The following is a 24,935-nucleotide window of genomic DNA, read 5'->3' as shown; positions in this document are numbered from 1 at the left end:
TCTCCGCAGTCCTCCGCGCCTCACTGCTCGCCCGTGTCGAGTGCCAGCTCGATGAGGTCGTCCGTGTCCAGGTCGTCGACGTCGTCCGGGTCGCCGCCCCCCGCGGGCGCCGGGCCGCCGGACGCCTCCTCGGCCCGCCCGGCCAGCTCCAGCAGGGCCGCCAGCAGACCGGACTCCCGCAACCTGGCCGGCGGGATCGTGGCGAGCAGCCGGCGTACGTCGTTGTCGGTGACGTCTGTCCGCGCCTGCGGTGCCGGGTCGGGGTCCAGCTCGCGCAGCAGGTGCTCGCCCAGGGCCGTCGCCGTCGGGTGGTCGAAGATCAGCGTCGCCGGCAGCCGCAGACCGGTCGCCGTGTTCAGGCGGTTGCGCAGCTCCACCGCCGTGAGGGAGTCGAAGCCGAGCTCCTTGAACGCCTGGTCGGGGCCGATCGCCGCGCTCGTCTCGTGGCCGAGGACGAGGGCCGCCTGATCGCGCACGAGATCCAGCACCATCCGGCCGCGCTCCGCGGCCGGCAGCGCGGCCATCCGGTCCCGCACGGCCTGCCCGCCAGGCTCCCCGTCCGCCGGTCCGGCCGTGGCCGCCACCGCGCGCCGGGCCGGGGCGCCGGCCAGGTGCCGCAGCAGGGGATGGACGGTGTCCGACGCGCCGATGGCGCCGACGTCCAGCCCCACCGCCACCACCTGCGCCCGGTCCGCCGTCAGCGCCGCGTCGAACAGGTCCAGCCCCTCGGCGTCGGTCAGCGCGCTCATCCCGGCCCGGCGCAGCCGTGCCAGATCGCCCGCGTCCAGGTGGCCGGTCATCCCGCTCGCCCGCTCCCACAGGCCCCAGGCCACCGAGACACCGGGCAGGCCCTGGGCCCGCCGCTGCTCCGCGAGGGCGTCGAGGAAGGCGTTGGCCGCCGCGTAGTTGCCCTGCCCCGGGGTGCCCAGCGCGGCCGCCGCCGAGGAGAACAGGACGAAGGCGGCCAGATCCATGTCCCGGGTCAGCTCGTGCAGGTGCCAGGCGGCGTCCACCTTGGGCCGCAGCACCGCGTCGACCTGTTCGGGCGTCAGCGAGCCCAGCATGGCGTCGTCGAGGACACCGGCCGCGTGCACGACGCCGGTGAGCGGGTGCCCGCGCGGCACATCGGCCAGGACGGCCGCGAGCGCCTCGCGATCGGCGCTGTCGCAGGCCACGACGGTCACCTCCGCGCCCGCCGAGGCCAGTTCGGCGCGCAGCGCGTCGATGCCTTCGGCTTCGGGGCCGCGGCGGCCGAGCAGCAGCAGGTGCCGTACGCCGTGCTCGGTGACGAGCCGGCGCGCCACCAGCCCGCCCAGCACGCCCGTACCGCCGGTCACCAGCACCGTGCCGTTCGGGTCGAGCGCGGCAGGCGGCATGGTGAGCACCAGCTTGCCGACGTGCCGGGCCTGGCTCATGAAGCGGAAGGCGTCCAGGGCGCGCCGGACGTCCCAGGCCGACGTCGGGATCGGCCGCAGCGCTCCGCTGTGGAACAGCGGCGTCAGCTCGGCCAGCATCCGGCCGACGTGCCCGACGTCGGCCGAGACAAGGTCGTACCAGAGGTACGAGACGCGGGGGTGGTCGGCCGCGACCTGCCCGGCGTGACGGATGTCGGTCTTGCCCATCTCCAGGAACCGGCCGCCGTCGGAGGTGAGCAGCCGCAGCGAGGCGTCCACGAACTCGCCCGTGAGCGAGTTCAGTACGACGTCCACCCCGCGCTCCCCGGCCGCCGCCCGGATCCGCTCCTCGAAGGCCGGCGACCGGGACGAGGCGATCCGCTCCTCGGGCACGCCCAGCGCGCGCAGCGTCTCCCACTTGGCCGGGCCGGCCGTCGCGAACACCTCGGCGCCCAGATGCCGGGCCAGTTGCAGCGCGGCCAGTCCCACACCGCCGGTGGCCGCGTGGATCAGCACCGACTCACCGGCGCGCAGCTTCGCCAGATCGACCAGGCCGAGGTACGCGGTCAGGAACGCGACCGGCACCGAGGCGCCGTCGGCGTACGTCCAGTGCTCCGGCAGCGGCACGAGCAGCCGGCGGTCGACGACCGCGACCGGGCCGAACGAGCCCCGGACCAGGCCCATCACCCGCTCCCCGGGGGCCAGGTCCGTGACGTCCGGCGCCACCTCCAGGACCACGCCCGCGGCCTCGCCGCCCATCACGTTCTGGTCGACCACCCCGAGGCCCAACAGTACGTCGCGGAAGTTGATGCCGGACGCCCGCACCGAGAGCCGCACCTGCCCCGGGGCGAGCGGCGCCGACGCCTCCGGACACGGCAGCAGAGCGAGGTTCTCCAGCGTGCCCTTGCCCGCGGTGTCCAGCCGCCACGTCGAGCCGTCCGCCGGCGGCCGCAGCGCCCGCCCCGCCGAGGCCCGTTCCAGCCGCGGCACCGACAACCGCCCGCCGCGCAGCGCGAGTTGTGACTCACCGGACGCCAGGGCGTGGCGCAGCACGGCACGCGAGGACTCGCGCCCGTCCACGTCGGCCAGCACGAACCGGCCCGGGCTCTCGGACTGCGCCGAGCGCAGCAGACCCCACAGCGGTGCGTGCACCAGGTCCCGCACACTCTCGCCGTCGCCCGTCGCGACCGCGCCCCGGGTGACCACGGCCAGCGTCCCCTCGGCGAACCGCTCGTCCGTCAGCCACCGCTGCACGACGCCGAGCACGCGGCGCACCTCGGCGCGCGCGGCCGCGGCCGTGCCCGCGCCGGGCTCCGCCGCCGGGGGCGCGCAGGTCAGCACCACCGTCGCCGCGGGGGCTGCCGCTGCCAGGGCGTCGAGGTCGGCGCACGTTTCGAAACCCAGGTCCAGGTCGTCCGAGCCGAGGACGATCACCTGGTCCGGCTCGCTGCCCGGGAGCGGAAGGCCGGGCCACTCCATGGTCAGCAGCGGGTTCCGCTCCTGGGCGCGGGCGGCGTCGAGCTGCTCCTCGCTCACCGCCCGGGTCACCAGCGAGTCCACCTCGGCGACCGGAACCCCGGCCTGGTCCGCGACGGCCAGCGAAAGCCCTTCCTCGCCCCGGGGAACGAGGCGTACGCGCAGGGCGGTGGCACCCGTCGCGTACAGCGAGACGCCCGCCCACGAGAACGGCAACCGGACCGTGTCGACGCCCCCGGCGAGACTGCCGTGCAGCGCCGCGTCGAGCAGCGCCGGGTGGATCCCGTAGGCGCCGGCCGCAGTGTGCTGCTGCCGCGGGAGCACGGCCTCGGCGAACAGCTCGTCCCCACGCCGCCACAGCGCACGCAGCCCCTGGAACACCGGCCCGTAGCCGAGCCCGCTATCGGCGAGCCGCGGGTACAGCCCGGTCAGATCCACCGGCTGCGCACCGGCCGGCGGCCACTGCGCCAGATCCCAGTCCGGCCGCGCGGCGCCGGGGGACACCAAGCCGGTCGCATGGCTTGTCCAGGGCACGTCGGCCGCCGCCCGCTCCGGCCGTGAGCGGATGCCCACCGGCCGTCGGCCGCTGTCATCGGCGCCGCCGACCGTGACCTGAAGCCGCAGGACTTGGTCCTCGGGCAGGACGAGCGGCGCCTGGAGCGTCAGTTCCTCCAGGACCGTGCACCCGACCTGGTCGGCGGCCCGTACGGCGAGGTCCACCAGCGCCGTTCCGGGCACCAGGGCCGTGCCCCACACGGTGTGATCGGCGAGCCACGGCTGCGTCTTCAGCGACAGCCTGCCGGCCAGTACCACCTCGTCGTCGGCGAGGGTGAGCGTGGCGCCGAGCAGGGGATGGTCGGCGGGGTCGAGTCCGGCGGCGCGGACGTCGGCGGTGGCGCTGGGCGAGGCGTCCAGCCAGTAGGGCCTGCGCTGGAAGGGATAGGTGGGGAGGTCGGGGTCACGGCCGCCGGTTCCGAGGACGGTGGTCCAGTCGACGTGCAGGCCGTGGGTGTGGGCGTGGGCGGCACAGGTGAGGAAGCGGATCCAGCCGCCCTCGTCGCGGCGCAGGGAACCCACGGTGAAGGCGTCGGCTTCTTCCAGGACCTCGTCGATCCCGGGGGTGAGGACGGGGTGGGGGCTGCACTCGATGTAGGCCGTGTGGCCCGCGGCGACTGCGGTGTGGAGGGCGTCGGTGAGGCGGACGGTCCGGCGGAGGTTGGCGTACCAGTAGCCGGCGTCCATTCCGGCGGTGTCGATGAGTTCGCCGGTGACTGTGGAGTAGAAGGGCATCGTGCTGGTTCGGGGGGTGATGCCCGCGAGGAGGCGGGCGAGCTCCTCCTCGATGGCTCCGACGTGCGGGGTGTGGGAGGCGTAGTCGACGTCGATGCGGCGGGCGCGGATCTGCTTCTGCTCGCAGTGGGCGAGGAGTTCGCCGAGTGCCTGGGTGTCGCCCGCGACGACGGTGGCGGTGGGACTGTTGTGGGCGGCGACGCTGATCTGCTCGCGCCAGGGGGCGATGAGGCCGGTTGCCTGGTCGCGGGGGAGGGGGAGGGAGACCATGCCGCCGTGTCCGGCGAGCTTGAGGATGGCCCGGCTGCGCAGGGCCGCGACCTTGGCGCCGTCCTCCAGAGTGAGCGCGCCTGCCACCACGGCGGCGGCGATCTCGCCCTGGGAGTGGCCGATGACGGCGGCGGGTTCGATGCCGAGGGAGCGCCACAGGGCGGCGAGGGAGACCATCACCGAGAACAGGGCGGGCTGCACGACGTCGACCCGGGCCAGCTGTTCACCGCTGCCCAGGACTTCGGTGAGGGACCAGTCGACGTACGGGGCGAGGGCGGCCTCGCAGTCGGCGATGGACCGGGCGAACACCTCGGAGGTGTCCAGCAGTTCGGCGGCCATGCCGACCCACTGCGAGCCCTGGCCCGGGAAGACGAACACCGGACGCTCATGCGAGCCCTGTCCGGTGACGACGCCGGGGGTCTCGGACCCGGCCGCCAGCGCCCGCAGGCCGGCGAGCAGTTCGTCCCGGTCCCGGCCGAGGACCACGGCCCGGTGGTCGAACGCGGAGCGCCCCGTCACCAGGGCGCGGGCGGTGGCGCGTACGTCCGACGGGCCGTCGCCGACATGGGCGGCCAGGCGCTCGGCCTGGGCGTGCAGGGCGGCGGTGTCGCGGGCGGACAGTACCAGCGGCACCACCGGCGCGGCGGGTTCGCCCGCCGCTTGTGGGGTCTCGGCGGGCGCCTGCTCCAGCACCACGTGCGCGTTGGTGCCGCTGACGCCGAAGGAGGAGACCGCTCCGCGGCGGGGCCGGTCCGTGGCGGGCCAGTCGCGCTGCTCGGTGAGCAGCTCCACCTTGCCCGCCGACCAGTCGACGTGGGGGGTCGGCGCGTCCACGTGCAGCGTCCTGGGCAGGATGCCGTGGCGCATCGCCATGACCATCTTGATGACGCCGCCGACACCGGCGGCGGCCTGCGCGTGCCCGATGTTGGACTTCAACGAGCCCAGGTACAAAGGCAGTCGGCGGTTCTGCCCGTACGTGGCGAGCAGCGCCTGCGCCTCGATGGGGTCACCCAGTTTCGTGCCCGTACCGTGCGCCTCCACCGCGTCCACCAGGGCGGGGGAGAGCCGGGCCTCGGCCAGCGCGGCCCGGATGACCCGCTGCTGCGAGGGACCGTTCGGAGCGGACAGGCTGCTCGTCGCACCGTCCTGGTTGACCGCGGAGCCGCGGACGACGGCGAGGACCCGGTGTCCGGCCCGTCGCGCGTCCGACAGCCGTTCGACGACCAGCATGCCGGCGCCCTCGCTCCATGTCGTACCGTCGGCGCAGGCCGCGAAGGACTTGATGCGCCCGTCGGGTGCCAGCCCGCCCAGACGGCTGAAACCGGCGAAGGTGACCGGCGTGGCCATCACGGTCACACCGCCCGCCAGCGCCATGGCGCACTCGCCGCGCCGCACCGCCTGCACGGCCAGGTGCAGGGCGACCAGCGAGGACGAGCAGGCGGTGTCGACGGTGACGGCCGGTCCCTCCAGGCCCAGCGTGTAGGAGATCCGGCCGGAGGCGACGCTGCCCCAGTTGCCGCTGCTCAGGAAACCGGCGGCGTCCTCGTCCGCCTGCCCCGCGCGGCCGGCGTAGTCGTGGTACATCAGCCCCGCGTACACGCCGACGCGCGTGCCGCGCAGCGTCGTCGGGTCGATGCCAACGCGTTCGAACGCCTCCCACGACACCTCCAGCAGCAGTCGCTGCTGCGGGTCCATGGCGAGGGCCTCGCGTGGGCTGACCCCGAAGAACGCCGGGTCGAAGTCGGCCGCATGGTCCAGAAAGCCGCCTTCCCAGAGGTGGGAGGTGCCGGGCCGCTCACCGTCGCGGTCGTGGCACTCCTCGGCGGACCAGTGCCGTTCGGCCGGCACCGCGCCGATGGCGTCCCCGCCCTGCGTGACCAGCCGCCACAGGGACTCGGGGGAGTCGACGCCGCCGGGGAACCGGCATGCCATGCCCACGATCGCGACGGGCTCGCGGTCGGCCTCCTCCAGCTCGGCCACCCGGCGCCGCGCCTCGCTCAGTTCGGCGGTGGCCCAGCGCAGGTGCTCGCGGAACTTCTCCAGCTGCGACGGCGACGCCTCCTTCGGGGAAGGCGATTGCCGCGATGGTGACGTCGATGACTGCGACATGTGAGCCCGCTCCTAAAGACGCTGGTGGTTCGACGGTGTTCCGCTTCCGGCGGAGCGCATCTGCTGGAGAACCTCGAACAGTTCGTCATCGGACGCCGACGCCAGATTCGACGGCTGCGGTCCGCCGTCGTCCGTGCCGGCGTGGTCGTCCGGTCCCGTGCCACCGGGCCAGCGGGACACCAGGTCCCGCAGCCGGTGGGTGACCGTCTCCCTGGCCTCGGAGCCGGCGGTCTCGGCGAAGGAGGCCAGGAACGCCTCCAGCCGGTCCACCTCGGCCAGGGCCGGCCCGGCGGAGACGGCGTCGTCCGCCGCGCCGCCCAGCTGCGCGCACAGATGGTCGGCGAGCGCGGCGACGGTCGGGTGGTCGAAGACGACGGTGCTCGGCAGATCGACGCCGGTGGCCTCGAGCAGCTTCTCCTGCAGGCCCAGTCCGGCCAGGGAGTCGACGCCCAGGTCGGTGAAGCCCCGGTCCGGGGCGATGTCCTCGGCCGTCCCCTCGCCCAGCGCCATCGCCGTGTGCGTGCGGACCAGGTCGAGCAGGGCCCGCCTGCGCTCCGCCTCCGGCATCGCCCGCACCCGCTCCGCGTAGGAGGACGCCGGCGCCCGGTCGGTCACCTCGGTGCCGGTGCCCGGCTGCCGCTCCGCCCCGAGGGCCGCCGCGGGAGCCGTCTCGGGGCCGTCCACCAGCGAGCGCAGCAGCGGCAGGAGCCGGCCGGCGGCCTTCCGCTGCTGCGCCTGCGCGAGGTCGATCCGCACCGGAACGAGCACCGGCTCCTCGACGGCCTCCGAGATCAGGCGGGCGGTGTCGAAGAGAGCGAGAGCGTCCCCCGTGTCCAGAGGACGGGCACCGTCCCGTCCGATGCGCGCCCAGTCCGCCTCCGTCAGGTCGCCGGTCAGCGCGCTGTGTTCGGCCCACGGGCCCCAGGCCAGCGACAGACCGGGCAGGCCCTGGGCGCGCCGGTGCCGGGCGAGGGCGTCGAGGAAGACGTTGGCTGCCGCGTAGTTCGCCTGCCCGGCGGCGCCGAAGGTGCCGGAGGAGGACGAGAACGTCACGAACTCGGCGAGTTCCAGCCCGCGCGTCAACGTGTGCAGATGCCAGGCGGCGTCCACCTTCGGCCGCAGGACGGTGCCGAGCCGGTCGTCGGTCAGCGAGGTGAGGGCCCCGTCGTCCGTCACGCCGGCGGCGTGTACGACGACGGTCAGCGGGTGCTCCTCGGGCACGCCGTCCAGCACCGCCGCCACGGCGTCCGCGTCGGCCACGTCGCAGGCCATCACCGTGACCTCGGCCCCTCGCGCGGTCAGCTCCGCCGTCAACTCGGCCGCCCCGGGCGCCGCTTCGCCGCGCCGCCCGGCCAGGACCAGGTGCCGGGCTCCCCGGGCGGCCAGGCGCCGGGCCACCAGCCCGCCCAGGGTGCCGGTCCCCCCGGTGATCAGCACGGTGCCGTGAGGATCCACGGCACGGGCCGGTGTCTCGCCGTCCCGCTCGTGCCGTGCTTCCGCCACCTCCACCAGGCGCGGCACCCACAGCGCGCCCTCCCGGACGGCGACCTCCGGTTCCTCCCGGACGGCGCGCAGCGCCTGCGTGAGCACCTCCGGAGTCGGCGCCTCGCCGTCAGCGAGGGACAGCAGCCCGAACCGGCGCGGGTGCTCGGTGCGCGCGGTGCGGACCAGCCCGCGTACGGCGTCGTCGACGAGGGCCGCCTCGCCGTTCCGCTCCCGCACCACCGCCACAAGCCTGCTCGCGGCCGGCACCGGCTCGGCGAGCCAGGACCGCAGCGCGGCCAGGACACCGGCGGTCGCCGCACGCACGGCTCCCGGGACATCCGAGCCGTCGACGTCCGCGGTGACCGGCAGCAGGACCACGTCCGGCGCGGGTGCCCCGGCGGCGAGCGCGGAGCCGAGGGCGGCGAGATCGGCGTACCGGGCACCGATGGTCACCGGCAGCGCGTCCGGCTCCCCGAGCGCGGCGACCATCCGGGCGTCGCCCGGCAGGCCCGACCCGGCGTACGGCATCCACCGCGTGCGCAGCAGCACGCCCGCGTCCGCGGTGCCGGCCGGTCCCCGGCTCAGGGGCCTGAGGCGCAGCGCCGCCACCGCCGCCACGGGCACGCCGGCGGCGTCGGCGACCTCCATGGACACCGAGGTGCCGGTGTCGTTCGCGCCGGGTGCCGGACCGTCCACGGGCGCGACCCGCACCCGCAGCGCGCTCGGTCCGGTGGCACCCGTCGTCACCCCGTGCCAGGCGTACGGCACCAGCCGCCGCTCCAGCGCCTCCGGATGCGCCCCGTACCAGGCCTGGAGCGCGGCGTCGAGCAGCGCCGGATGCACTCCGTACCGCCCGGCCTCCGCTTGCGTCCCCTCGGGCAGGACGACCTCGGCGAACACCTCGTCGCCGCGCCGCCACACCGCCCGCAGGCCTCGGAACGCGGGCCCGTACACGATCCCGTGCTCCTGCGCCCGCCGGTGGAAGCCGTCGACGTCCACGCCCCGGGCGTCCGCGGGCGGCCAGGTGACCAGGTCGGACCGGCGTGCCGCCGCGTCCGCGCCGTCCGCGTCGAGGGTTCCCGTCGCGTGGCGCGTCCACGGCTCGCCCGGGCCGGGCCGGGAGGACAGGGTGAGGCGCCGTCGGCCCGTGGCGTCGGCGTCGGTCAGCCGGAGCCGGATCGCCCGGCTCGCGCGTGACCCGGCGGACAGTTCGAGGGGGCTGTGCAGGGTCAGCTCCGCCACCCGGTCGCAGCCGGCGTAGGCCCCCGCCCACCGGGCCAACTCCAGCACCGCCGTGCCCGGCAGCAGCACGCTGCCCGCCACCACGTGGTCGGCGAGCCACGGCTGAGCGGTCGTCGACAGCCGGCCCGTGAACAACAGGCCGCCGTCCTCCGGGAGTTCCACGGTCGCGCCGAGGAGCGGATGGTCCGCGGGCGCGAGCCCCGCCGCGGCCGCGTCGAGCGTGCGGGGCCGGTCGTCCAGCCAGTACCGGCGCCGCTGGAAGGCATACGTCGGCAGATCGGCCGGCAGGCGGCCCGTCAGGCTCCCGTCGGGGAAGGCCGCGGGCCAGGCCACGGTCGTGTCGCACACGTGCAGCCGGGCCAGCTCGGGCAGCAGCCCGTCCGCACCGCTCGCCCCGCCCACCGGCGAGAGCACCACCCGTGCCGTGTGCCCCTCCAGGGCCGCCGTGAGACGGGGGGCGACAGCCGAGGCGGCACCGACCTCCACGAACAGCGCGTGACCGCGCGCGCTCAACGTGCGGGCAGCATCGTCGAGCGGCGTCGAGGACGTCCCCAGCAGCGGAATCCGGCCCCCGTCGGCCTGCATCCCGGTGCCGCGCGCCGCCGCCCGTGCGCCCTCCTCGAGGGAGATCGCACCGGACACACAGGCCGCCGCGATCTCGCCGACGCCCTCGCCGACCACCGCGGCGGGCCGTACGCCGTACTCCTCCCACACCCAAGCGAGCGCCACCAGCACAGCCCACCGCACGGACGGTTCGGACCCCGGGAAGGCACCGCCGCGCAGCGCGTGGTCGCCGACCTCGGCCAGCGCCCGCTGGCAATGCGCCAGCCGCCGGGAGAACACCGGCGAGGTCAGCACGAGCCGGGCCGCCCAGTCGATGTCCTGCGCCAGACCGTGGTCGGAGAGCACCAGCACGGTACGGCTGTCGGAGGTGACACGGCCGTGGAACGTCCCGGGCGCCGGGCGGCCCTCCGCCAGGGCCGTCAGGCCCGCGAGGAGTTCGGCGCGGTCCGCGCCGAGGACCACCGCCCGGTGCTCGAACACCGACCGGCCCAGCGCCAGCCCGACCCCCACCTCCCTGGGCGTCAGCTCCGGATGCTCCGTCACATGGGCCGCCAGCCGCTCGGCCTGAGCCCGCAGGGCGTCGCCGCTGCGCCCGGACAGCACCCACGGCAGCGAGCGCGGCACCCCACCGGGCCACGTCCACGCCTGCTCCGCCTCCGCGGGCGATTCGGACACGGCGCTGTGTTCCGGCTGCTCCAGGATGACGTGCGCGTTGGTTCCACTGACGCCGAACGACGAGACGCCGGCCCGGCGCGGGCGGCCCGTGTCCGGCCAGTCCCGGGCCTCGGCCAGCAGCTCGACGGCGCCCGCCGACCAGTCCACCTGCGGGGTCGGCGCGTCCACGTGCAGGGTGCCCGGCAGAACGCCGTGCTCCATCGCCTTCACGATCTTGATCACGCCCGCCACACCGGCCGCGGCCTGGGGGTGCCCGATGTTGGACTTGACCGAGCCGAGCCACAGCGGCCGGTCGGCGGGGCGGTCCTGGCCGTAGGCGGAGATCAGGGCCTGTGCCTCGACGGGGTCGCCCAGTTTCGTGCCGGTGCCGTGCGCCTCCACCGCGTCCACATCCGCGGGCGACAACCCCGCCCGGTCCAGGGCCTGCCGGATCACCCGGTGCTGCGCGGGCCCGCTCGGCGCGGTCAGTCCGCTGCTCGCACCGTCCTGGTTGACCGCGGAACCCCTGATGACGGCCAGGACCCGCCGGCCGTTCCGGCGCGCGTCCGACAGCCGCTCCAGCAGGAGTATCCCGGCGCCCTCGCCGAGCGACGTGCCGTCCGCGGCGGCGGCGAACGGCTTGCACCGCGCGTCCGGCGCGAGCCCGCGCTGCCGGCTGAACTGCACCAGCCACAGCGGCGACGCGATCACTGTCACTCCGCCCGCCAGGGCCAGATCGCACTCGCCCGCCCGCAGCGCCTGCGCGGCCTCGTGCAGGGCCACCAGCGACGACGAGCAGGCCGTGTCGATACTGATGGCGGGTCCTTCGAGGCCGAGCGTGTACGCGACCCGGCCGGACGCCACGCTGCCCGTGCTGCCGTTGCCCAGGTGGCCTTCGAACTCGTTCGGGGAGTTGCGCAGCCGGGCCGCGTAGTCCTGGCAGATGATGCCCGCGAACACGCCGGTACGGCTGCCCCGCAGCGACGCCGGGTCGATACCGGCCCGTTCGACGGCCTCCCATGAGGTCTCCAGCAGCAGCCGCTGCTGCGGGTCGGTCGCCAGCGCCTCCCGGGTACTCATCCCGAAGAAGGCCGCATCGAAGGCGGCCGGATCGTCCAGAAAGCCACCCTCCCGGACGTAGACCGTGCCGTGCCGCGCCGGATCGGGGTCGTACAGGTCCTCGTCCCAGCCCCGGTCGGTCGGCAGCGGCGAGATGACGTCCCGGCCCTCCGCCACCAGCTGCCACAGGTCCTCGGGGGACTCGGCCCCGCCGGGGAGACGACAGGCCATGCCGACGATCGCGATCGGCTCACGGGCCGATTCCTCGACGTCCCGAAGCCGCTGCCTGGTATGGCGCAGGTCGACGGTGAGCCGCTTCAACGTGTCCACGACCCTGCTGTCGCCGGTCGCGGCGTCGGCCGTCCCGTTCTTCGCACCGCTCGTCATGGTGCCGTGACCCTTCCGTGTGCGTGGGGGGCTTTCCGGTGGCGCAGGAGTACGTGCGCATGCCACGCGTGCGTACGACTGCGTACGAGGCGTTCGCAGAGGTCTGCGGCGGGTTTCGCTATGTCATGACGTGTTCAGTTCGGTGTCGGCGATGTCGAGCAGCTCCTCCAAAGACGCGTCCTCGAACTCGTCCTCGTCGTCCGGTGTCAGCCGGTCCAGCAGCTCGCGCAGCCGGGCCGCCACGCGCTCCCGCTCCGCAGCGCGCCCCGGGTCGTGGTCGCCGTCGCGCAGCAGGCCGGAGGCGAGAAGCTCGGCTTCCAGATGGTCGAGTCGGGCGAGGAGCGCCTGCTGCCGGCCCTGGACCGCGTCCGGCCCCGGCCCCTGCTCCGTGCGGCCTGCCAGCAGCTCGCCGATGAGGTCCGCGACGGACGCGGGAGTCGGGTGATCGAAGACCAGTGTCGTGGGCAGCGGCAGCCCGGTGGCCTCGTTGAGCCGGTTGCGCAGCTCCACGGCCCGCAACGAGTCGAAGCCCGACTGCAGGAAGCCACGCTCCAGGGCGACCGCGTCCGGGTCGTTGTGCCGCAGCACCATCGCCACCTGGGTTCGAACGAAGTCCTCGACCGCATGCGCCCGTTCGCCCGCCGTGAGACCGGTCAGGGACAGTCCTGCGGTGCCCGTGCCGGTGCCGTCGGCGCCCTGGGCCGGTGTGCCACCGGTCGCGGCCGTCGGGACGCCCGCCGGCCGCTTGTCCGTCCCCTCGACGTCGAACGGATACGTCGGCAGGGCGATCCGCCTGACGTCACGGCCCCTGAAGAGGGCGCTCCAGTCCACGGCGACCCCGCGCACGTAGAGCTGCGCCATCGCCGTCAGCCACTCCGTGACCCCGTCCTGCCCCCGGCGCAGGGTGCCGACGACGCCGGACGACGCCACCGCTGTGGTGTCCGCACCGAGGTCCTCCAGCGTCTCCGCCACCCCACCGAGCAGCACCGGATGCGGGCTGACCTCGATGAACGTGTGGTGACCTGCTGCCCACAGAGCGCGTACCGCCGTCTCGAAACGGACCTCGGAGGTGAGGTTGCGGAGCCAGTACGAGCTGTCCAGCCCAGTCGTGTCGAACTCGCCGCCGGTGAGGGAGGAGTAGAAGGGCACGGCGGCCGGGGCCGGTGTGATCGCGGCCGTCCCGGTGAGGAACGCCGTGGTGTCGACGGTCAGACCCGGAGTGTGCGCGGCGAGACCGAGGTTCAGTTCCTTGGCTCGTATGCCCTTGGCCGCGAGCATCTGGACGACTTCGGCCACGGCCGCGCGCTCACCACCGAGCAGCGCGGAGCGCGGACCGTTCGTACCGGCGAAGTGGACCCGGCCGCGCAGGCGCTCGGCGTCGAGCAGCGGACGGAGTTCGCCCGGCGACAGGGCCGCCGCGGCCAGTTCGCCCTCTCCGGCCGCCTCCGCCTGCATCCGGCTCCACAGGACGACCACCCGCGCGGCCTCGTCCAGCGTCAGCGCACCCGCGACATGGGCGGCGGCGATCTCGCCGAGGCTGGCGCCGACGGTGACCGCCGGCTCCACACCGCAAGCGCCCCACAGCGCGGACAGCGACACACTCACCGCGAACAGGACCGGCAGGACGACGTCCAGGCCCTCCAACGCCGGCGTGCCCGGGGCACCACGCAGGACATCGAGCAGCGACCACGGAACGAGGGGTTCGAGGGCCCGCGCGCAGTCCTCCATCCGGGAACGGAACACCTCGGAGGCATCCAGCAGGTCGAGCGTCATGCCCGGCCACCTCGACGAGCCCAGCCCGGGGAAGACATGAACCGCGCGTGCACTGCTCTCGACGCTCGCGCCGGGCGCCGTACGGAACAGCAGGGGGGCGAACCCGCCCTCGGCGACGGCACGCAGCCCGCGCACCGCCTCCTTTCTGTCGGCGGCGAGCAGCACGGCCCGCCGTCCGGGGTCGGTCGTTCGGGTCGTCGCCAACGACCACCCCAGGTCGGCCGGCGACAGCCCGGGGTCGGCCTCCACATGGGCGAGCAGATCCCTGGCCAGCGCCGCCACGTCGGCGTCGCTCCGCCCGGACAGCACGAGCGGCACGAGCCGCGCGGTCAGCGGCGCCGGCCCGCCGTCGGGGACGGGGGGAGCGTCGGATCCGAACGCCTCCGCCCGCGCGAGCACCCGCTCACCGGCCCGTGCGGCAGTGGAGCCCCGCCGCAGGACCGCGACCGCGCCCGTGACGGAACCCGCCACTGCCAGGTCGCACTTCCTCCGGCGCAGATACTCGGCGGCCGACTCGACTGCCGCCCGCGCCGGCCGTTCCGGCCCGAGCGTCACCCGGGGGCCCCGCCCCCAGCGGAGATCGCCCCCGACAATCGCCGCCAGCGCGTCCGAGCCGCCGGCGTCACCGTCCCCAGACTCTGCCCGCGCGAGAAACACACCCACATCGGTGTCGCGCAGCGAGCCGGGAACGATCCCGGCATCCTCCAGCGCGGCCCACACCAGGTACAGCGCAGTGAGCCGCTCCCGAGACGCGCGGCGCACAAAGTCCCCGAAGAACGCCGCGACCCCGTCGGGCGCACAGCGCACCCGCACGCCGACCGGGCCGGACCCTTCCGCCCGGCGTACGGCCTCCGGAGCCCCCTCCGGGGCCGCCAGGCCGACGATCACGATCGGCGTGTCCGCGGTGTGGGCGTCGGTGTCATGGTCGGGCTCGGGCCCAGACAGTCTGCTGGTCACGGCGTAGTCGGCCTTCTCGTCACGGGTGTCGTCGTGCGTGTGGATCGGGCGGTTCTGCCGGCGGCTCTCGCGTCCTCCGCCAACGCTTGCTTGCTTGATCGACAACACCCTGACGGCGACTGCTTGACCAGGCCTTGAGACCGGCTCGATGCCGCCGGGCCACTGAAGCCGTCATCCGGCCGATGCCGCCGGCCCCTCAGGCGCCCGGCGGAAAGGAGGCCACACAGGCATGCGCACCTCCTGGCCCGGCAAACGCGCCTGGTCGGCCGGTCCAGCTCCGGTGCGGGGGTTCGGTCTGTCACATGGCTGTGGCTGGAGGCGTGGCTGCCGTCACGTCCGAACGATCACTGCCGGGTCAGATCAACTGATGTCCAGGGACCTGACAGGCCCCAGACGTCCTTTACGCACCGCGGCGGGACGCCCCGCCGCAGAAGCCGTCCAAGGCCAGTGCCCGGCAGGATGTCGACATCGCCACAGCCATTGCCGGATGGATCTCGGGCAAGAAGAGCGAGCTGTAGCCGGTCGGCGGGGAGCACGACCTGTGGGGTGCGGTCAGCGACTGTCCGCCGGTCAACCCTCTGGACAACGGCACGGACGGGTGCCCCCAGGAACCGGACGAGGGCCCCGCAGCCCACCGCCCCGCAGCCGGGGCAGGTCGGCCGAGGGCCGCAGCCGAGCGGCGCAGCAGCCGCGTACGGGCGCAGGACCGGGAAGTGATCGCGGGAGCCAGTTGGAATCGGGCGAAGTCTACGACCTGCTGCCCCCTGGAGGCTCTCGCGAGAACGGACCGGGGCGGCGGGCCACTGCACTGCGCCGTCCCGGTCCATTCGACGGACCTAAGACGCTACGGGCAGCTGGGCGCGGTCTGGATCATGATGCCGGTCACCGTGAAGTTCGAGTTGAAGATCGCGGTCGTGTTGGGGTTGACGCACAAGTCCCCTGTCTGGCCCGTCGGGCTGTAGGTGTAGCGGAGGTAAACCCGGTCGTCGTTGCGCGTGTTGTGGACGTAGTCGGCACCTCGGCTGTTGGGTCCGAGATTCTGGTAGCTGCTGGTGACGTCCTGGTAGCCGGCCGTGGGCGCGCTGTTGTTCCACTGAGTGACGGTGGGATAGAAGCACACGCGGGGGTAGACACAACCCTTGTGGCTGTCCGCGGCGGCGTTGGGCGCCGTGGCGATTGCGGCGGCGACCATGGCGGCCGTGGCCATGCCCACGGCGGCGACTCTTCGAGGTGTATGCATGGCCGCGATACTTCCGGGGGGACATCGATGCCGTCAGTGCAGTTTCAGGCGGACCGAGGTGGTCCGGCGGGGACGAGGTCCGGTATGGCCGGTTCCTCTGCCACCCATCCCCAAGTCGTGCCGCGCATGCTCTCACAACGCATTGGCCGCCCTGTCACCACCGCTCCCCGAATGTCCAGAACTCCGATGGCCCATGGGGTACGTGGGGAGGCAGTAAACGCGCAAAGCAGAAGCGACGCAGCTGTCTGGCCAGTTGTAACCACCGCCCCCGACGCCTCGGAATGCACGCGCACGTCGATGTCGCTGAGGGCGTCCTGACGTCGGCGTAGGTACTGACAGGACGGTTCGAAGGCGAGGACTGCCCACCATCCGCAGCTTCCTCGCCGTGTGAGGCAGGTGGCGGCGGCCCAGGGCTGAAGGATCGGGAAGCGGCAGAGCATCAGCCGGGGGCGTGTCTGTACTGCGGCCGCGGCGGACGGAAGTCGACTCAGCCTCCTGCTGTGCGCGTCCGCACCCGGCCGGGGTGCTCCGCATACCTCCGGTCGACCACTCGCAAAAGGGGGGCGGGGCGCGTGCGGGCCCGTGGACGGGTCGAGGGGAACCCACCATGCTGACGCTGACGGCATCCTCGGCTGAGTCAGCCGGCCACCGGGGCGTCGTAAGGGGTCTACGGCGACCCGCTGGAGTTCGGGCGGCAGTGGACAATGGACGTACGCGACCATGGCATCGACTCCGGCCACCACTGGCCGAACAGACACCGGCGCTCGCGGTGGTTGGCTGGCCCGGCCAAGTCGCTGCTCCGTCGCCCGCTCGCACAAACGTTTTGGACGCTGGGCTTGCTGAGGCTGATGGAGGGCGTGTTTCGGGGTACCTGCGTCGGCATGGAACCGGAGACTGATCACACTGAGTCCGTACGAGCCCTGCGGCAGCTGCGCAGGATGCGCACGTTTTACGCCGGGGGTTCGGTCCTGTGGGGTGCTGCGGCTGCATTGGCGGGATGGGACGCACCCGGAAGCCGGCAGATGTGGGTATCGGTCCTCCTCCTGGTGGTCTTCGTCGCCCTGCTGTCCATGACGTCCCTGTGGCTGTGGCGTCAGCAGGCTGCCCGTTCGGGTGAGTCTGTGCGCCATGCCGCTCCTCGGAGGGAGGCCTGGCGGCGCCACGCCAACGCCTGAGCGCTGACATCTGGCGCCACGCCGTGCAGGCCCAGGATGTGGCCGAGCTCGTGAGACACGCACCGGTTGTAGCCCTGGCCCGCGGCCTGACGGCCGACGTACACGGTTCCGGCAGCCAGCGCCCTCCCGCAGCCGCTCGCCCGCGCCGGCCAAGGCGCTGCCGATCAGCAGGGGCTGCTCGGCGGTGTACTTGGCGGTCTTGAATGTCCAGGCACTCGCCGGCGATCAGCTCGCGGGCCATCACCGACCACAAGGGGCGGGCCCGGGCGAGGTATGCGGCCGGCAGTCCACTGGTGGTGAACAACTGCCCGGCCAGCGCCATCAGCAGGTCTCCCACCAGCATCGCGAGCGACCGGGCGTCGGCGCGGGGGCGACGGCGTACGGCACCGCTGTCGGCCGACGCTGTCGCGTCGGCAGAAGGCCGTGAACAAGGCCCACGCCCGGATCGGCCGCCGCGGCGAACGCGCGGACGACCACAATGGTGCGGGCCATCCTCGGGTGCTGAGTTCCTCGCCGCGATCGGCCACGATCTCGCGGACTTCTCCGGTCCGGACGGGCTTGCGGCGTTCGCCGGCGTGGCCCCGGCACCACACGATTCAGGGAAGCGGAACGGCGACGTGCACCGCCCCCGCCACTACCACCGAGGTCTCCAGCGCATCTTCTACATGTCTGCCCTGATGAGCGTCCGCCACGACCTCAATTCCCGGACGTTCCACGACCTCAAGCGCTCTGAGGGCAAACGCCGTACCCAGGCCGTGATCGCCCTCGCCCGCAGCGTCAACGTCCTGTCGGCCCTGATCCGGGACCGACGCCCCTACCAAGTCGCCCCACCCCAGCCCACTGGCTAGTCCGGGCGGTCGTCCGATCGCCACAACCAGCGCAGGGCATCGGGAAACAGCACACCGCCGTGATTGGGGCTATGGCCGCCATCGCCCAGGACGAGGCGGAAGTCGTAGCCGGCTTCTGCCAGAGCGGCCGCGACGCGCAAGTTGTTGGCGAGCCAATTCCATTCGGGCTCGTTCCACTGCAGGTCACGATGGCCCGCCTGCATGAAAATGCGCAGCGGTTTACGGGGGACGCTGGGAATGAGGTCGGGGTAGGGATTGCCGTCTGGCATCTGCGTGAAGCTGGACAGGCACGCGATGACTCGGCGGAACCTGTCCGGGCGCAGCCACGCTGCGGTGAAGGCGCAGTTGCCGCCGCTGCTGCCACCGCAGATGCCCCATCGGTCGGGGTCCTCGGCGATCGAGTACCGCTTCGTGACCTGAGGGATGATCTCGGTCAGGAGAAAGCTGACGTACCGGTCGTCGAATGCGTCGTACTCGGTGTTGCGGTTCTTCGGATCCTCGGCGTCGGGGAAGACACCGGGGTCGACGAATACGCCGATGGTGGCCGGGATGTCACCGCGGTGGACGAGATTGTCCAGGACGATCGCGCCACGGACCTCCCCCTCGGGATTCAGGTACCACCATCCGTCCTGGAACACCATCAACGACGCCGGCTCCGAAGGGTCGTACTGCGCGGGCACATGAACCCAGAATTTCCGTGACGTGCCCGGGTAGATCGCGCTGTCGTCCCAGGCGAACTCGATGGTCTCACCGGCGGGCACCCCCGGCTGTACGGCCGAGTCGGGGCCGTGGGCGTAGCGAACGTCCGACTGGTCAACCGGAAGCGGCTGGTATGGCACCTCGATGGTCACGCGGGCCAACCTACGAGAGATCGTGCGACTGTCTCAAAGCGTTTAGGACGTCTGCCGAGCTCACGGCTCAGAGCATGTGTAGTTCATGGTCTTGTTCGACCGATGACGGCTCTCCCTCTCAGCAGGACCCACATATTGCTTGGCTTCTCTCTTGGGAAGCCACTTGAGCGCAGCGAAGGTCACCACGCGAGACAATCGAACGACCCTCGCATGGACCCAGGACTTCAGGGCAGGGAGCTGGATGTCCGAGGCACAGGAGGCGACGTGTTCGACGGCTTCGAGCTGACGCGCTGCGAGGGAGACGGGGCGCAGCTGCGGGTGCGTTACGGCGGCAGCGGCCCCGCAGTGCTGCTCCTGCACGGCCATCCCCGCACGCATGCGACCTGGCACCGCGTCGCCCCGCTGTTGGTCACGGCCGGTTACACGGTGGTCTGCCCGGACTTGCGGGGATACGGTGAGTCCGACAAGCCGCCCACCGACCGGCAGCATCGCCCCTACTCCAAGCGCGCCATGGCCGGTGACTGCCTGGCGGTCATGCGCCGCCTCGGACACGAACGGTTCACTGTCGTTGGACACGACCGGGGCGCGTACGTGGCCACTCGCCTTGCCTTGGACCACCCGGAAGCCGTGTCCGCCGTCAGCGTGCTGGACGCCGTCCCCATCGGGGAGGCGCTGCGACGTTGTGACGCGACGTTCGCCGCAAGCTGGTGGCACTGGTTCTTCCTCGGACAGACCGATAAGCCTGCCGAACGCGTCATCAATGCCGACCCGGATGCCTGGTACAGGGCCACCCCCGAGCAGATGGGCGCCGAAGCGTACGAGGACTACCGGCGCGCGATCCATGACCCGGCCACTGTGCACGCCATGTGCGAGGACTACCGGGCCGGCCTCGGTATCGACCGGGAGCATGACGACACCGACCGACGGGACGGCCGACGCATCGGCTGTCCGCTGCAGGTGCTGTGGGCCACCCGTGACGACATGGCCGATCTGTATGGCGACGTGCTGAGCGTCTGGCGCGACTGGGCGGGCAACCGGCTGGCCGGAGGCCCGATCGACTCCGGCCACCACATCGCCGAAGAGGCACCCGAGGAACTCGTCACCGCCCTGTGCGGGTTCTGGCAGAGCCCCTGAAGGCCCCGGAAGATCACAGCCCTCGTATGGAACACCCGACTGGCCGACTCGAACGCTGACCGACCAACCGAAGCGCTCAGTCACACGTGCTGTGACTGAGCGCCCCAGTTGGCCAATGGAACGCGACAGCCGGCCGCACGGTAGGCCCTGTTCTCCTCGACAGGACGGTGTGTAGCCGGCTTAGCAGGCGGCGGGCGGCCTGCAGATGGGGTATCGGCGGCAGTGGAGCTGTGCAACCGCAATCTGTGCGCGCTCAACTGGACTTCTTCTGGACTTCTTCGTTTCTCTCCTCCCGCCTCGGCAGGTGATGTTGGTCGCTCTCGCACCGGGCATCGAGGCCTGCCGGCTCCCACACGAGGGTGGACCAGGCCGTCGGTGTCCTCATCGCGATCCACCGGCTGACGCCGGCGGCCGGGTTCGAGGTGCTGCGTGGCGTGTCCCAGCACACCAACATCAAGCTGCACATGGTGGCTGAGACGGTGATCGCCTGGCCCCTGGCCCCTGGGGCAGCCGCTGCCGGAGCCGGTGGGGCGGCAACTGGACGCGGCCGTGCGGCGGCGCTCACGCCGGCAGGATGGCTCATGACGCGGAGGCCGGGTAGAACGCCGCGCCGGGCACGGCGTGGGTCAAGCGGTCAGGGCCTGCTCGACGGTGGGATGGCAGCCGATGACCTGGTCCAGGCCGACGAGCTGAAAGACTCGCAGTACCGATTCCTGAGGGCCGGCCATACGCAGCCACCCTCGAGCGTCGCTCATGCTCTTGTGCACGGCGACGAAGACGTTGATGCCGCTGGAGTCCATGAAGGTCACGCCGGTGAGGTCCACCACGGTCCGCGGCGGCGTCACGCTGCCAAAGGACAGCAGGGCCTCGCTGAGCACATCTTTGACATCGTGGTCGATCTCGCCGCGCAGGGTGAGCACCCGGATGCCGTCGACGGCGGTGCGGTCGATCGACAGGCCGGGCCGGGCTGCTCCGTGGGTGTCTGTCACCTTGTCCTTGGCTGTCTCGCGGATGGGGGACCTAAGGCTCCGACACGATAGTGCGTCGGTAACCCGCCTCGATACTACGACGAACACTTGTGCGGCCCGTTACCCGGTCCTCACGGGGCATGTGCGGCATAGTGCGGGGTACGAGCAGGTGTGTGAACGGGGGGAAACAAAGGTGAACCCGGCGGAAGCAGTCCCCGATGGCGAGGGCAGCGTGATGCCTGGTGCCCATCCGATACAGGACACCGTCGCCCTGGGCGGCGACAGCCCTGGCATCGCCGAGGCACGTCACCGGGCGGTGGACTTCCTTGCCCGCGTCCAGGCCGAGCACGGCCTGCCGGTGTCGGCTCGCGCGATGGACCTGACGCAGCTGGTGGTCAGTGAGCTGGTCACCAACGCGCTCAAGTACGCTGCCGGGCCGGCGCTGATGGAGCTGCGTATCGCCGGGGACCTGGTGGAAGTGGCCGTGTGGGACAGCGATCCGGTCCTGCCGGTGGCTCGGGCCGCCGACGCGGGCAGAGTCGGGCAGCACGGCCTGGAGATTGTCATGGCCGTCGCGCAGGGTTTCGAGGTGCGGCGCGAGCCGGTCGGCAAACGCATCACCGTCCGCATCGCCCTGCCCGACGACCTGGGCGGTGGCGTCACCGGACGCCGCCTTCAATAGCAGCTACACGGGACGGTCGACGGCGGGGGAGAGGTCCGGGGGAGAGGTCGGAGCGGGCGCGGTGTCGGTGTGCGGGGGTGCCGCCACCGGCCTGCGGCGTCGCGGGCGACGTCGATGCCGAGGCCGGCCAGGGGGATCGTCGACGTTCTCGGCAACTCGTGGACGGCGGCTTGCAGTCGCGTAGTCCTTGGTCCGCAGCCCTGGATGCCAAGTCCGGCTCGTGCCGGTTCCTGCCCGAGCGGCTTGTCGAGACCATTCCCCTGCACCCGCCCGGCGGACCGGAATGGTGAAGGAGTGGGTGCGGGATGAGGGGGTAGACGCTGCGTCGTCGGCCGCTTCGGCTGGCCGTGGCGGCGGGACCGACCTCGGGAGGGGAACAACATGGCGCCCATGAGCATGGCGGCAGCGCGGACGCGAACGGCTGAGCTGCCGGAGGTTGCTGACCCGTCCCGGGTGGCACCCAAGGACGCCCGCGAACTTTCGAAGCTGTTCTTCCAGCAGCTGGCCGTCCTGGAGGAAGGCACCCTCGAGCACCAGTACGCGCGGAACACGCTGATCGAGATGAACATGTCCCTGGTCCGCTTCGCGGCCGGCCGGTTCCGCAGCCGCGGGCCGGAGGAGATGGAGGACATCGTCCAGGTCGGCATGATCGGGCTGATCAAGGCGATCGACCGCTTCGAGCTGTCCCGGGAGGTGGAGTTCACCTCCTTCGCCATCCCCTACATCGTCGGTGAGATCAAGCGGTTCTTCCGCGACACCACCTGGGCCGTGCACGTCCCGCGACGGCTGCAGGAAGCCCGCGTCCAGCTGGCCCGAGCCACCGAAGAACTACGCAGCCGACTGGGCCGTACCCCGACGGTCAAGGAACTGTCCGAGCTGATGAGCCTGCCCGAGGACGAGGTCCGCGAGGTCCGCCTGGCCGCCAACGGCTACAACTCCGCCTCCCTGGACGCCACGATCAACGGCAGCGAGGACGGCGAAGCCGCGCTGCAGGACTTCATCGGCACCCAGGACACGGACCTGGAGCTGGTGGAGGACTTCCACGCCCTCGCCCCGCTGATCGCAGAACTCGACGAGCGCGACCGGCAGATCATCCACATGCGGTTCGTCGAGGAACTCACCCAGGCGCAGATCGGCGAACGCCTGGGCGTCTCCCAGATGCACGTCTCCCGGCTCCTGTCCCGCACCCTTGCCCGACTTCGTGAAGGCATGCTGACCATCCGCTGATACCTGTCGCCCATGAGCGAGGACAGGATGGGTGGCGCGGACGCTGCCGGGGATCGGGGCGCGCCCGCCGGTCTTGCGCCTCGGCCGGGGCCGCTCTACGCCGCCGTGGGCGGGCACGGCGCGCGGCCGGCGTCACCGGCCGGAGGCATCGGGGGCGAAGTCGACGTCGGCCTCCACCGCCCACGCGTCGTCCTGCATGCGCTGTACGAACCGCGCGTCGGCTACCCGGCCCGCTGCGACTCGGGCGGAGACAGCCCTGCCCCCGCACTCGGCCGGGTGAAGACACCGCCGCAGCGGGGCCCCCAGGGCCGCACGGCGTAGTGCCGTACATGCACCCGATCAACGTGACGCACGTGAGCGAGGCCGGCCGGTTCGTCGTCGTCGTCGCGGCCGCTGACGACGAAACCGCCTCGCCTTCCAGCAGCTGCTCGCCGACCGGTGGGTGACAACCCCCGCCCCGCACCCGACGCGGGATGCAGGCGAGCCCGGCTTGCGGCTGCGCTGCCACCTGAACCTGCGCCAGCCGATCAGCCCGGCCGCGCCGGACGAGCCCCTGGCACCGGTGAGCGCGGCCGCACCACAATGACGACCGCGTGCCAGGCCGTGCCCGCCACGACCTCCGCCACGACATCGCCGACGGCGAGCGTGCAGGAGTCGCCGGCCTTCGTGAAGGCGCGCCTTGAGCATCTTGATCCGGTTGACATGGCCTTCGACGGGGGCCGAGTTCCAGAGCAGGGCAACGTCGGCGATGACGCCGCCGCGGTCGATGCTCTGGGGCTCCCGGTCAACGTGCCTCGGCAACGATCGGTCGAAGCGATCTCGGTCTCCCAGCGCTCTAGAAGGGCGCGGCGGTGATGACGGTGTCGAGCATCGTGCGGGAGGCCTGCAACTCCTCGATGGCGCGGGTGATCCGCTCGCTCTCCTGCCGCAGCTGGGCGACCAGATCCGGGCAGGTGGGCACGAGGCGGCCGTCGTCTGCACGGATGCAGGGCAGAACCTGAGCGATCAGAGGGGTCGAGAGGCCCGCCGCCAGCAGACTGCGGATGCGACGCACCGTCTCAACGTCCGACTCGCAGTAGACGCGATAGCCGCTCGGCAACCGCTCCGGCGCCAGCAGCCCTTGCTGCTCGTAGTAACGCAGCAGCCGCTCATGGACCCCCGTGCGCCGGACCATCTCCTTCATACGCATGCGGCTCGCTCCTCCCCGTACGCACCTCGCGACTTGACTCTGACACCGATGTCGGAGTTTAGCGTCGGCTGCATGAACACCGATCACTCACTTCCCACCCCTGACCTCGACGTCATCGTGAAGGGCAGTGGCCCCGCCCTGCTGCTTGCCCACGGCGCCGGCGGCGGCATAGAAGGCAACTTCGGTCTCGTCCTCGACGACCTCGCCCGCGACCACACCCTCGTCGGCCCGCACTATCCGGGAGCCGGAGGCTCCCCCGTGGACCCCGAACCCCTGGACCTGGACGACCTCGCCGACCAACTGGTCGCCGCAGCCGTCGCGGCAGGCCAGGAGTCGTTCGCCGTGCTCGGGGAGTCACTCGGCAGCGCCGTGGCCGTGCGGATCGCCGCCCGGTATCCCGATCGGGTCCGGGCGCTCGTCCTCACCGCCGGCTTCCCGGTCGCGGACCCCGTGCTGGCTCTGGCCGCCCGGCTTATCAAGTCTTTGGCGGACGCGGACCAGTGGGATGACGTGGCACGGCTCGCTTACCTCTCGTGCCTGTCGCCGACGGACCTGGCGGACATCGAGCCCGCTGACCTCGACGCACCGGTAGCCCAGACCCTGGCCGGGATGCCGCCGGGCATGCTGGACCACTTCGACCTGGTATCCCGCGTGGACGTCCGGTCAGACCTGGGGATTGTGTCCGCGCCCACCCTGGTGGTAGCGCCTACCGGCGACCGGCTCGTGCTGCCCGAGAGCTCGTACCGCCTGGCGGCGGGCATCCCGGGCGCCAAGCTGATCGAACTGCCCGGCGCGGCCCACATCCTGAACGAGGCGGACCGCGCGACGTGGCTTCACCACGTCCGCGAGTTCCTCGGCACTCTTCCCTCAACGACGGCGTGACCGCTCCACCCGGCACGGACCAGGCCGGTCCGCCTGTGGCCTCTTTGGCCCGGCGCCGGGCCGGCTTGGCTGTGCTCGC

General features: G+C 72.5%; 14 protein-coding genes and 4 pseudogenes. 10 read left to right on the top strand and 8 right to left on the bottom strand.

Annotated elements, in window-relative coordinates; all coding sequences use genetic code 11:
* Window positions 1-20 precede the first annotated feature (20 nt).
* The 5 genes and pseudogenes from HDA41_RS00740 to HDA41_RS40825 form a co-directional block, all read right to left on the bottom strand.
* Window positions 21-6,539 carry a type I polyketide synthase gene (locus tag HDA41_RS00740; RefSeq protein WP_184979686.1) on the bottom strand — a complete coding sequence of 2,173 codons (6,519 nt, stop codon included), beginning with the start codon at window positions 6,537-6,539 and terminating at the stop codon, window positions 21-23.
* A gap of 12 nt (window positions 6,540-6,551) precedes the next feature.
* Window positions 6,552-11,930, bottom strand: coding sequence for a type I polyketide synthase (locus tag HDA41_RS00735; RefSeq protein WP_184979684.1), 5,379 nt, complete (start codon window positions 11,928-11,930; stop codon window positions 6,552-6,554).
* A 123-nt stretch (window positions 11,931-12,053) separates the two neighbouring features.
* Window positions 12,054-14,660, bottom strand: coding sequence for an acyltransferase domain-containing protein (locus HDA41_RS00730; protein WP_184979682.1), 2,607 nt, complete (start codon window positions 14,658-14,660; stop codon window positions 12,054-12,056).
* 844 nt (window positions 14,661-15,504) lie between these two features.
* Window positions 15,505-15,900, bottom strand: coding sequence for a hypothetical protein (locus HDA41_RS00725; RefSeq protein ID WP_184979680.1), 396 nt, complete (start codon window positions 15,898-15,900; stop codon window positions 15,505-15,507).
* Window positions 15,901-17,195: 1,295 nt separating this feature from the next.
* Window positions 17,196-17,463, bottom strand: a pseudogene (locus HDA41_RS40825) (polyprenyl synthetase family protein); the annotation flags it as partial.
* Between HDA41_RS40825 and HDA41_RS00720 the strand changes: the two are divergent.
* Window positions 17,457-17,543 (top strand): annotated as a pseudogene (locus tag HDA41_RS00720) (IS5/IS1182 family transposase); the annotation flags it as partial. The pseudogenes HDA41_RS40825 and HDA41_RS00720 overlap by 7 nt on opposite strands.
* Before the next feature lie 17 nt (window positions 17,544-17,560).
* Window positions 17,561-17,923: pseudogene (locus HDA41_RS00715) on the top strand (transposase); the annotation flags it as partial.
* Here the strand turns inward: HDA41_RS00715 and HDA41_RS00710 are convergent.
* Window positions 17,920-18,774 (bottom strand): alpha/beta hydrolase, encoded by an 855-nt coding sequence (locus HDA41_RS00710; protein WP_184979678.1) that lies wholly within the window; start codon window positions 18,772-18,774, stop codon window positions 17,920-17,922. The pseudogene HDA41_RS00715 and the gene HDA41_RS00710 sit on opposite strands and share 4 nt — an antisense overlap.
* Before the next feature lie 264 nt (window positions 18,775-19,038).
* Here HDA41_RS00710 and HDA41_RS00705 point away from each other — a divergent pair, with 264 nt between their 5' ends.
* Window positions 19,039-19,908: an alpha/beta fold hydrolase gene (locus HDA41_RS00705; protein WP_184979676.1), complete on the top strand. Its 870-nt coding sequence runs from the start codon at window positions 19,039-19,041 to the stop codon at window positions 19,906-19,908.
* 359 nt (window positions 19,909-20,267) lie between these two features.
* Window positions 20,268-20,381 (top strand): annotated as a pseudogene (locus HDA41_RS00700) (ANTAR domain-containing protein); the annotation flags it as partial.
* 153 nt (window positions 20,382-20,534) lie between these two features.
* Here HDA41_RS00700 and HDA41_RS00695 read toward each other — a convergent pair.
* Window positions 20,535-20,897, bottom strand: coding sequence for an STAS domain-containing protein (locus HDA41_RS00695; RefSeq protein ID WP_184979674.1), 363 nt, complete (start codon window positions 20,895-20,897; stop codon window positions 20,535-20,537).
* A gap of 214 nt (window positions 20,898-21,111) precedes the next feature.
* Here HDA41_RS00695 and HDA41_RS00690 point away from each other — a divergent pair, with 214 nt between their 5' ends.
* From HDA41_RS00690 to HDA41_RS42605, 5 genes are all read left to right on the top strand, one after another.
* Window positions 21,112-21,558 carry an ATP-binding protein gene (locus HDA41_RS00690; protein WP_184979672.1) on the top strand — a complete coding sequence of 149 codons (447 nt, stop codon included), beginning with the start codon at window positions 21,112-21,114 and terminating at the stop codon, window positions 21,556-21,558.
* A gap of 381 nt (window positions 21,559-21,939) precedes the next feature.
* Complete coding sequence (locus tag HDA41_RS00685) at window positions 21,940-22,785, top strand: RNA polymerase sigma factor SigF (RefSeq protein ID WP_184979670.1); 846 nt, start codon at window positions 21,940-21,942, stop codon at window positions 22,783-22,785.
* 12 nt (window positions 22,786-22,797) lie between these two features.
* Window positions 22,798-23,106 carry a hypothetical protein gene (locus HDA41_RS00680; RefSeq protein ID WP_184979668.1) on the top strand — a complete coding sequence of 103 codons (309 nt, stop codon included), beginning with the start codon at window positions 22,798-22,800 and terminating at the stop codon, window positions 23,104-23,106.
* 8 nt (window positions 23,107-23,114) lie between these two features.
* Complete coding sequence (locus HDA41_RS40820) at window positions 23,115-23,231, top strand: DUF6207 family protein (protein WP_260423309.1); 117 nt, start codon at window positions 23,115-23,117, stop codon at window positions 23,229-23,231.
* The gene (locus tag HDA41_RS42605; protein WP_358981632.1) at window positions 23,228-23,371 is read left to right on the top strand and encodes a DUF6207 family protein; all 144 of its coding nucleotides are present in this window, start codon (window positions 23,228-23,230) and stop codon (window positions 23,369-23,371) included. Before HDA41_RS40820 ends, HDA41_RS42605 begins: the two co-directional genes overlap by 4 nt.
* A 249-nt stretch (window positions 23,372-23,620) precedes the next feature.
* Here HDA41_RS42605 and HDA41_RS00670 read toward each other — a convergent pair whose 3' ends face one another.
* Window positions 23,621-23,974 carry a MerR family transcriptional regulator gene (locus HDA41_RS00670; RefSeq protein ID WP_184979666.1) on the bottom strand — a complete coding sequence of 118 codons (354 nt, stop codon included), beginning with the start codon at window positions 23,972-23,974 and terminating at the stop codon, window positions 23,621-23,623.
* A gap of 72 nt (window positions 23,975-24,046) precedes the next feature.
* On the opposite strand from HDA41_RS00670, the gene HDA41_RS00665 reads away from it, so the two are divergent.
* Window positions 24,047-24,856 carry an alpha/beta fold hydrolase gene (locus HDA41_RS00665; protein WP_184979664.1) on the top strand — a complete coding sequence of 270 codons (810 nt, stop codon included), beginning with the start codon at window positions 24,047-24,049 and terminating at the stop codon, window positions 24,854-24,856.
* Window positions 24,857-24,935 lie beyond the last annotated feature (79 nt).

It is taken from the genome of Streptomyces caelestis, assembly GCF_014205255.1.
GTDB lineage: Bacteria > Actinomycetota > Actinomycetes > Streptomycetales > Streptomycetaceae > Streptomyces > Streptomyces caelestis.
Note: the sequence above shows the minus strand (reverse complement) of the source record. Positions and strands in the feature narration are given on the sequence as shown.

What these genes read in the sequence shown, in the direction of transcription:
- HDA41_RS00740 (WP_184979686.1), bottom strand. Translation starts at nt 6,539, where the DNA reads ATGTCGCAGTCATCGACGTCACCATCGCGGCAATCGCCTTCCCCGAAG.
- HDA41_RS00735 (WP_184979684.1), bottom strand. Translation starts at nt 11,930, where the DNA reads ATGACGAGCGGTGCGAAGAACGGGACGGCCGACGCCGCGACCGGCGAC.
- HDA41_RS00725 (WP_184979680.1), bottom strand. Translation starts at nt 15,900, where the DNA reads ATGCATACACCTCGAAGAGTCGCCGCCGTGGGCATGGCCACGGCCGCC.
- HDA41_RS00690 (WP_184979672.1), top strand. Translation starts at nt 21,112, where the DNA reads ATGCCTGGTGCCCATCCGATACAGGACACCGTCGCCCTGGGCGGCGAC.
- HDA41_RS00685 (WP_184979670.1), top strand. Translation starts at nt 21,940, where the DNA reads ATGGCGCCCATGAGCATGGCGGCAGCGCGGACGCGAACGGCTGAGCTG.
- HDA41_RS00680 (WP_184979668.1), top strand. Translation starts at nt 22,798, where the DNA reads ATGAGCGAGGACAGGATGGGTGGCGCGGACGCTGCCGGGGATCGGGGC.
- HDA41_RS40820 (WP_260423309.1), top strand. Translation starts at nt 23,115, where the DNA reads ATGCACCCGATCAACGTGACGCACGTGAGCGAGGCCGGCCGGTTCGTC.
- HDA41_RS00670 (WP_184979666.1), bottom strand. Translation starts at nt 23,974, where the DNA reads ATGCGTATGAAGGAGATGGTCCGGCGCACGGGGGTCCATGAGCGGCTG.
- HDA41_RS00665 (WP_184979664.1), top strand. Translation starts at nt 24,047, where the DNA reads ATGAACACCGATCACTCACTTCCCACCCCTGACCTCGACGTCATCGTG.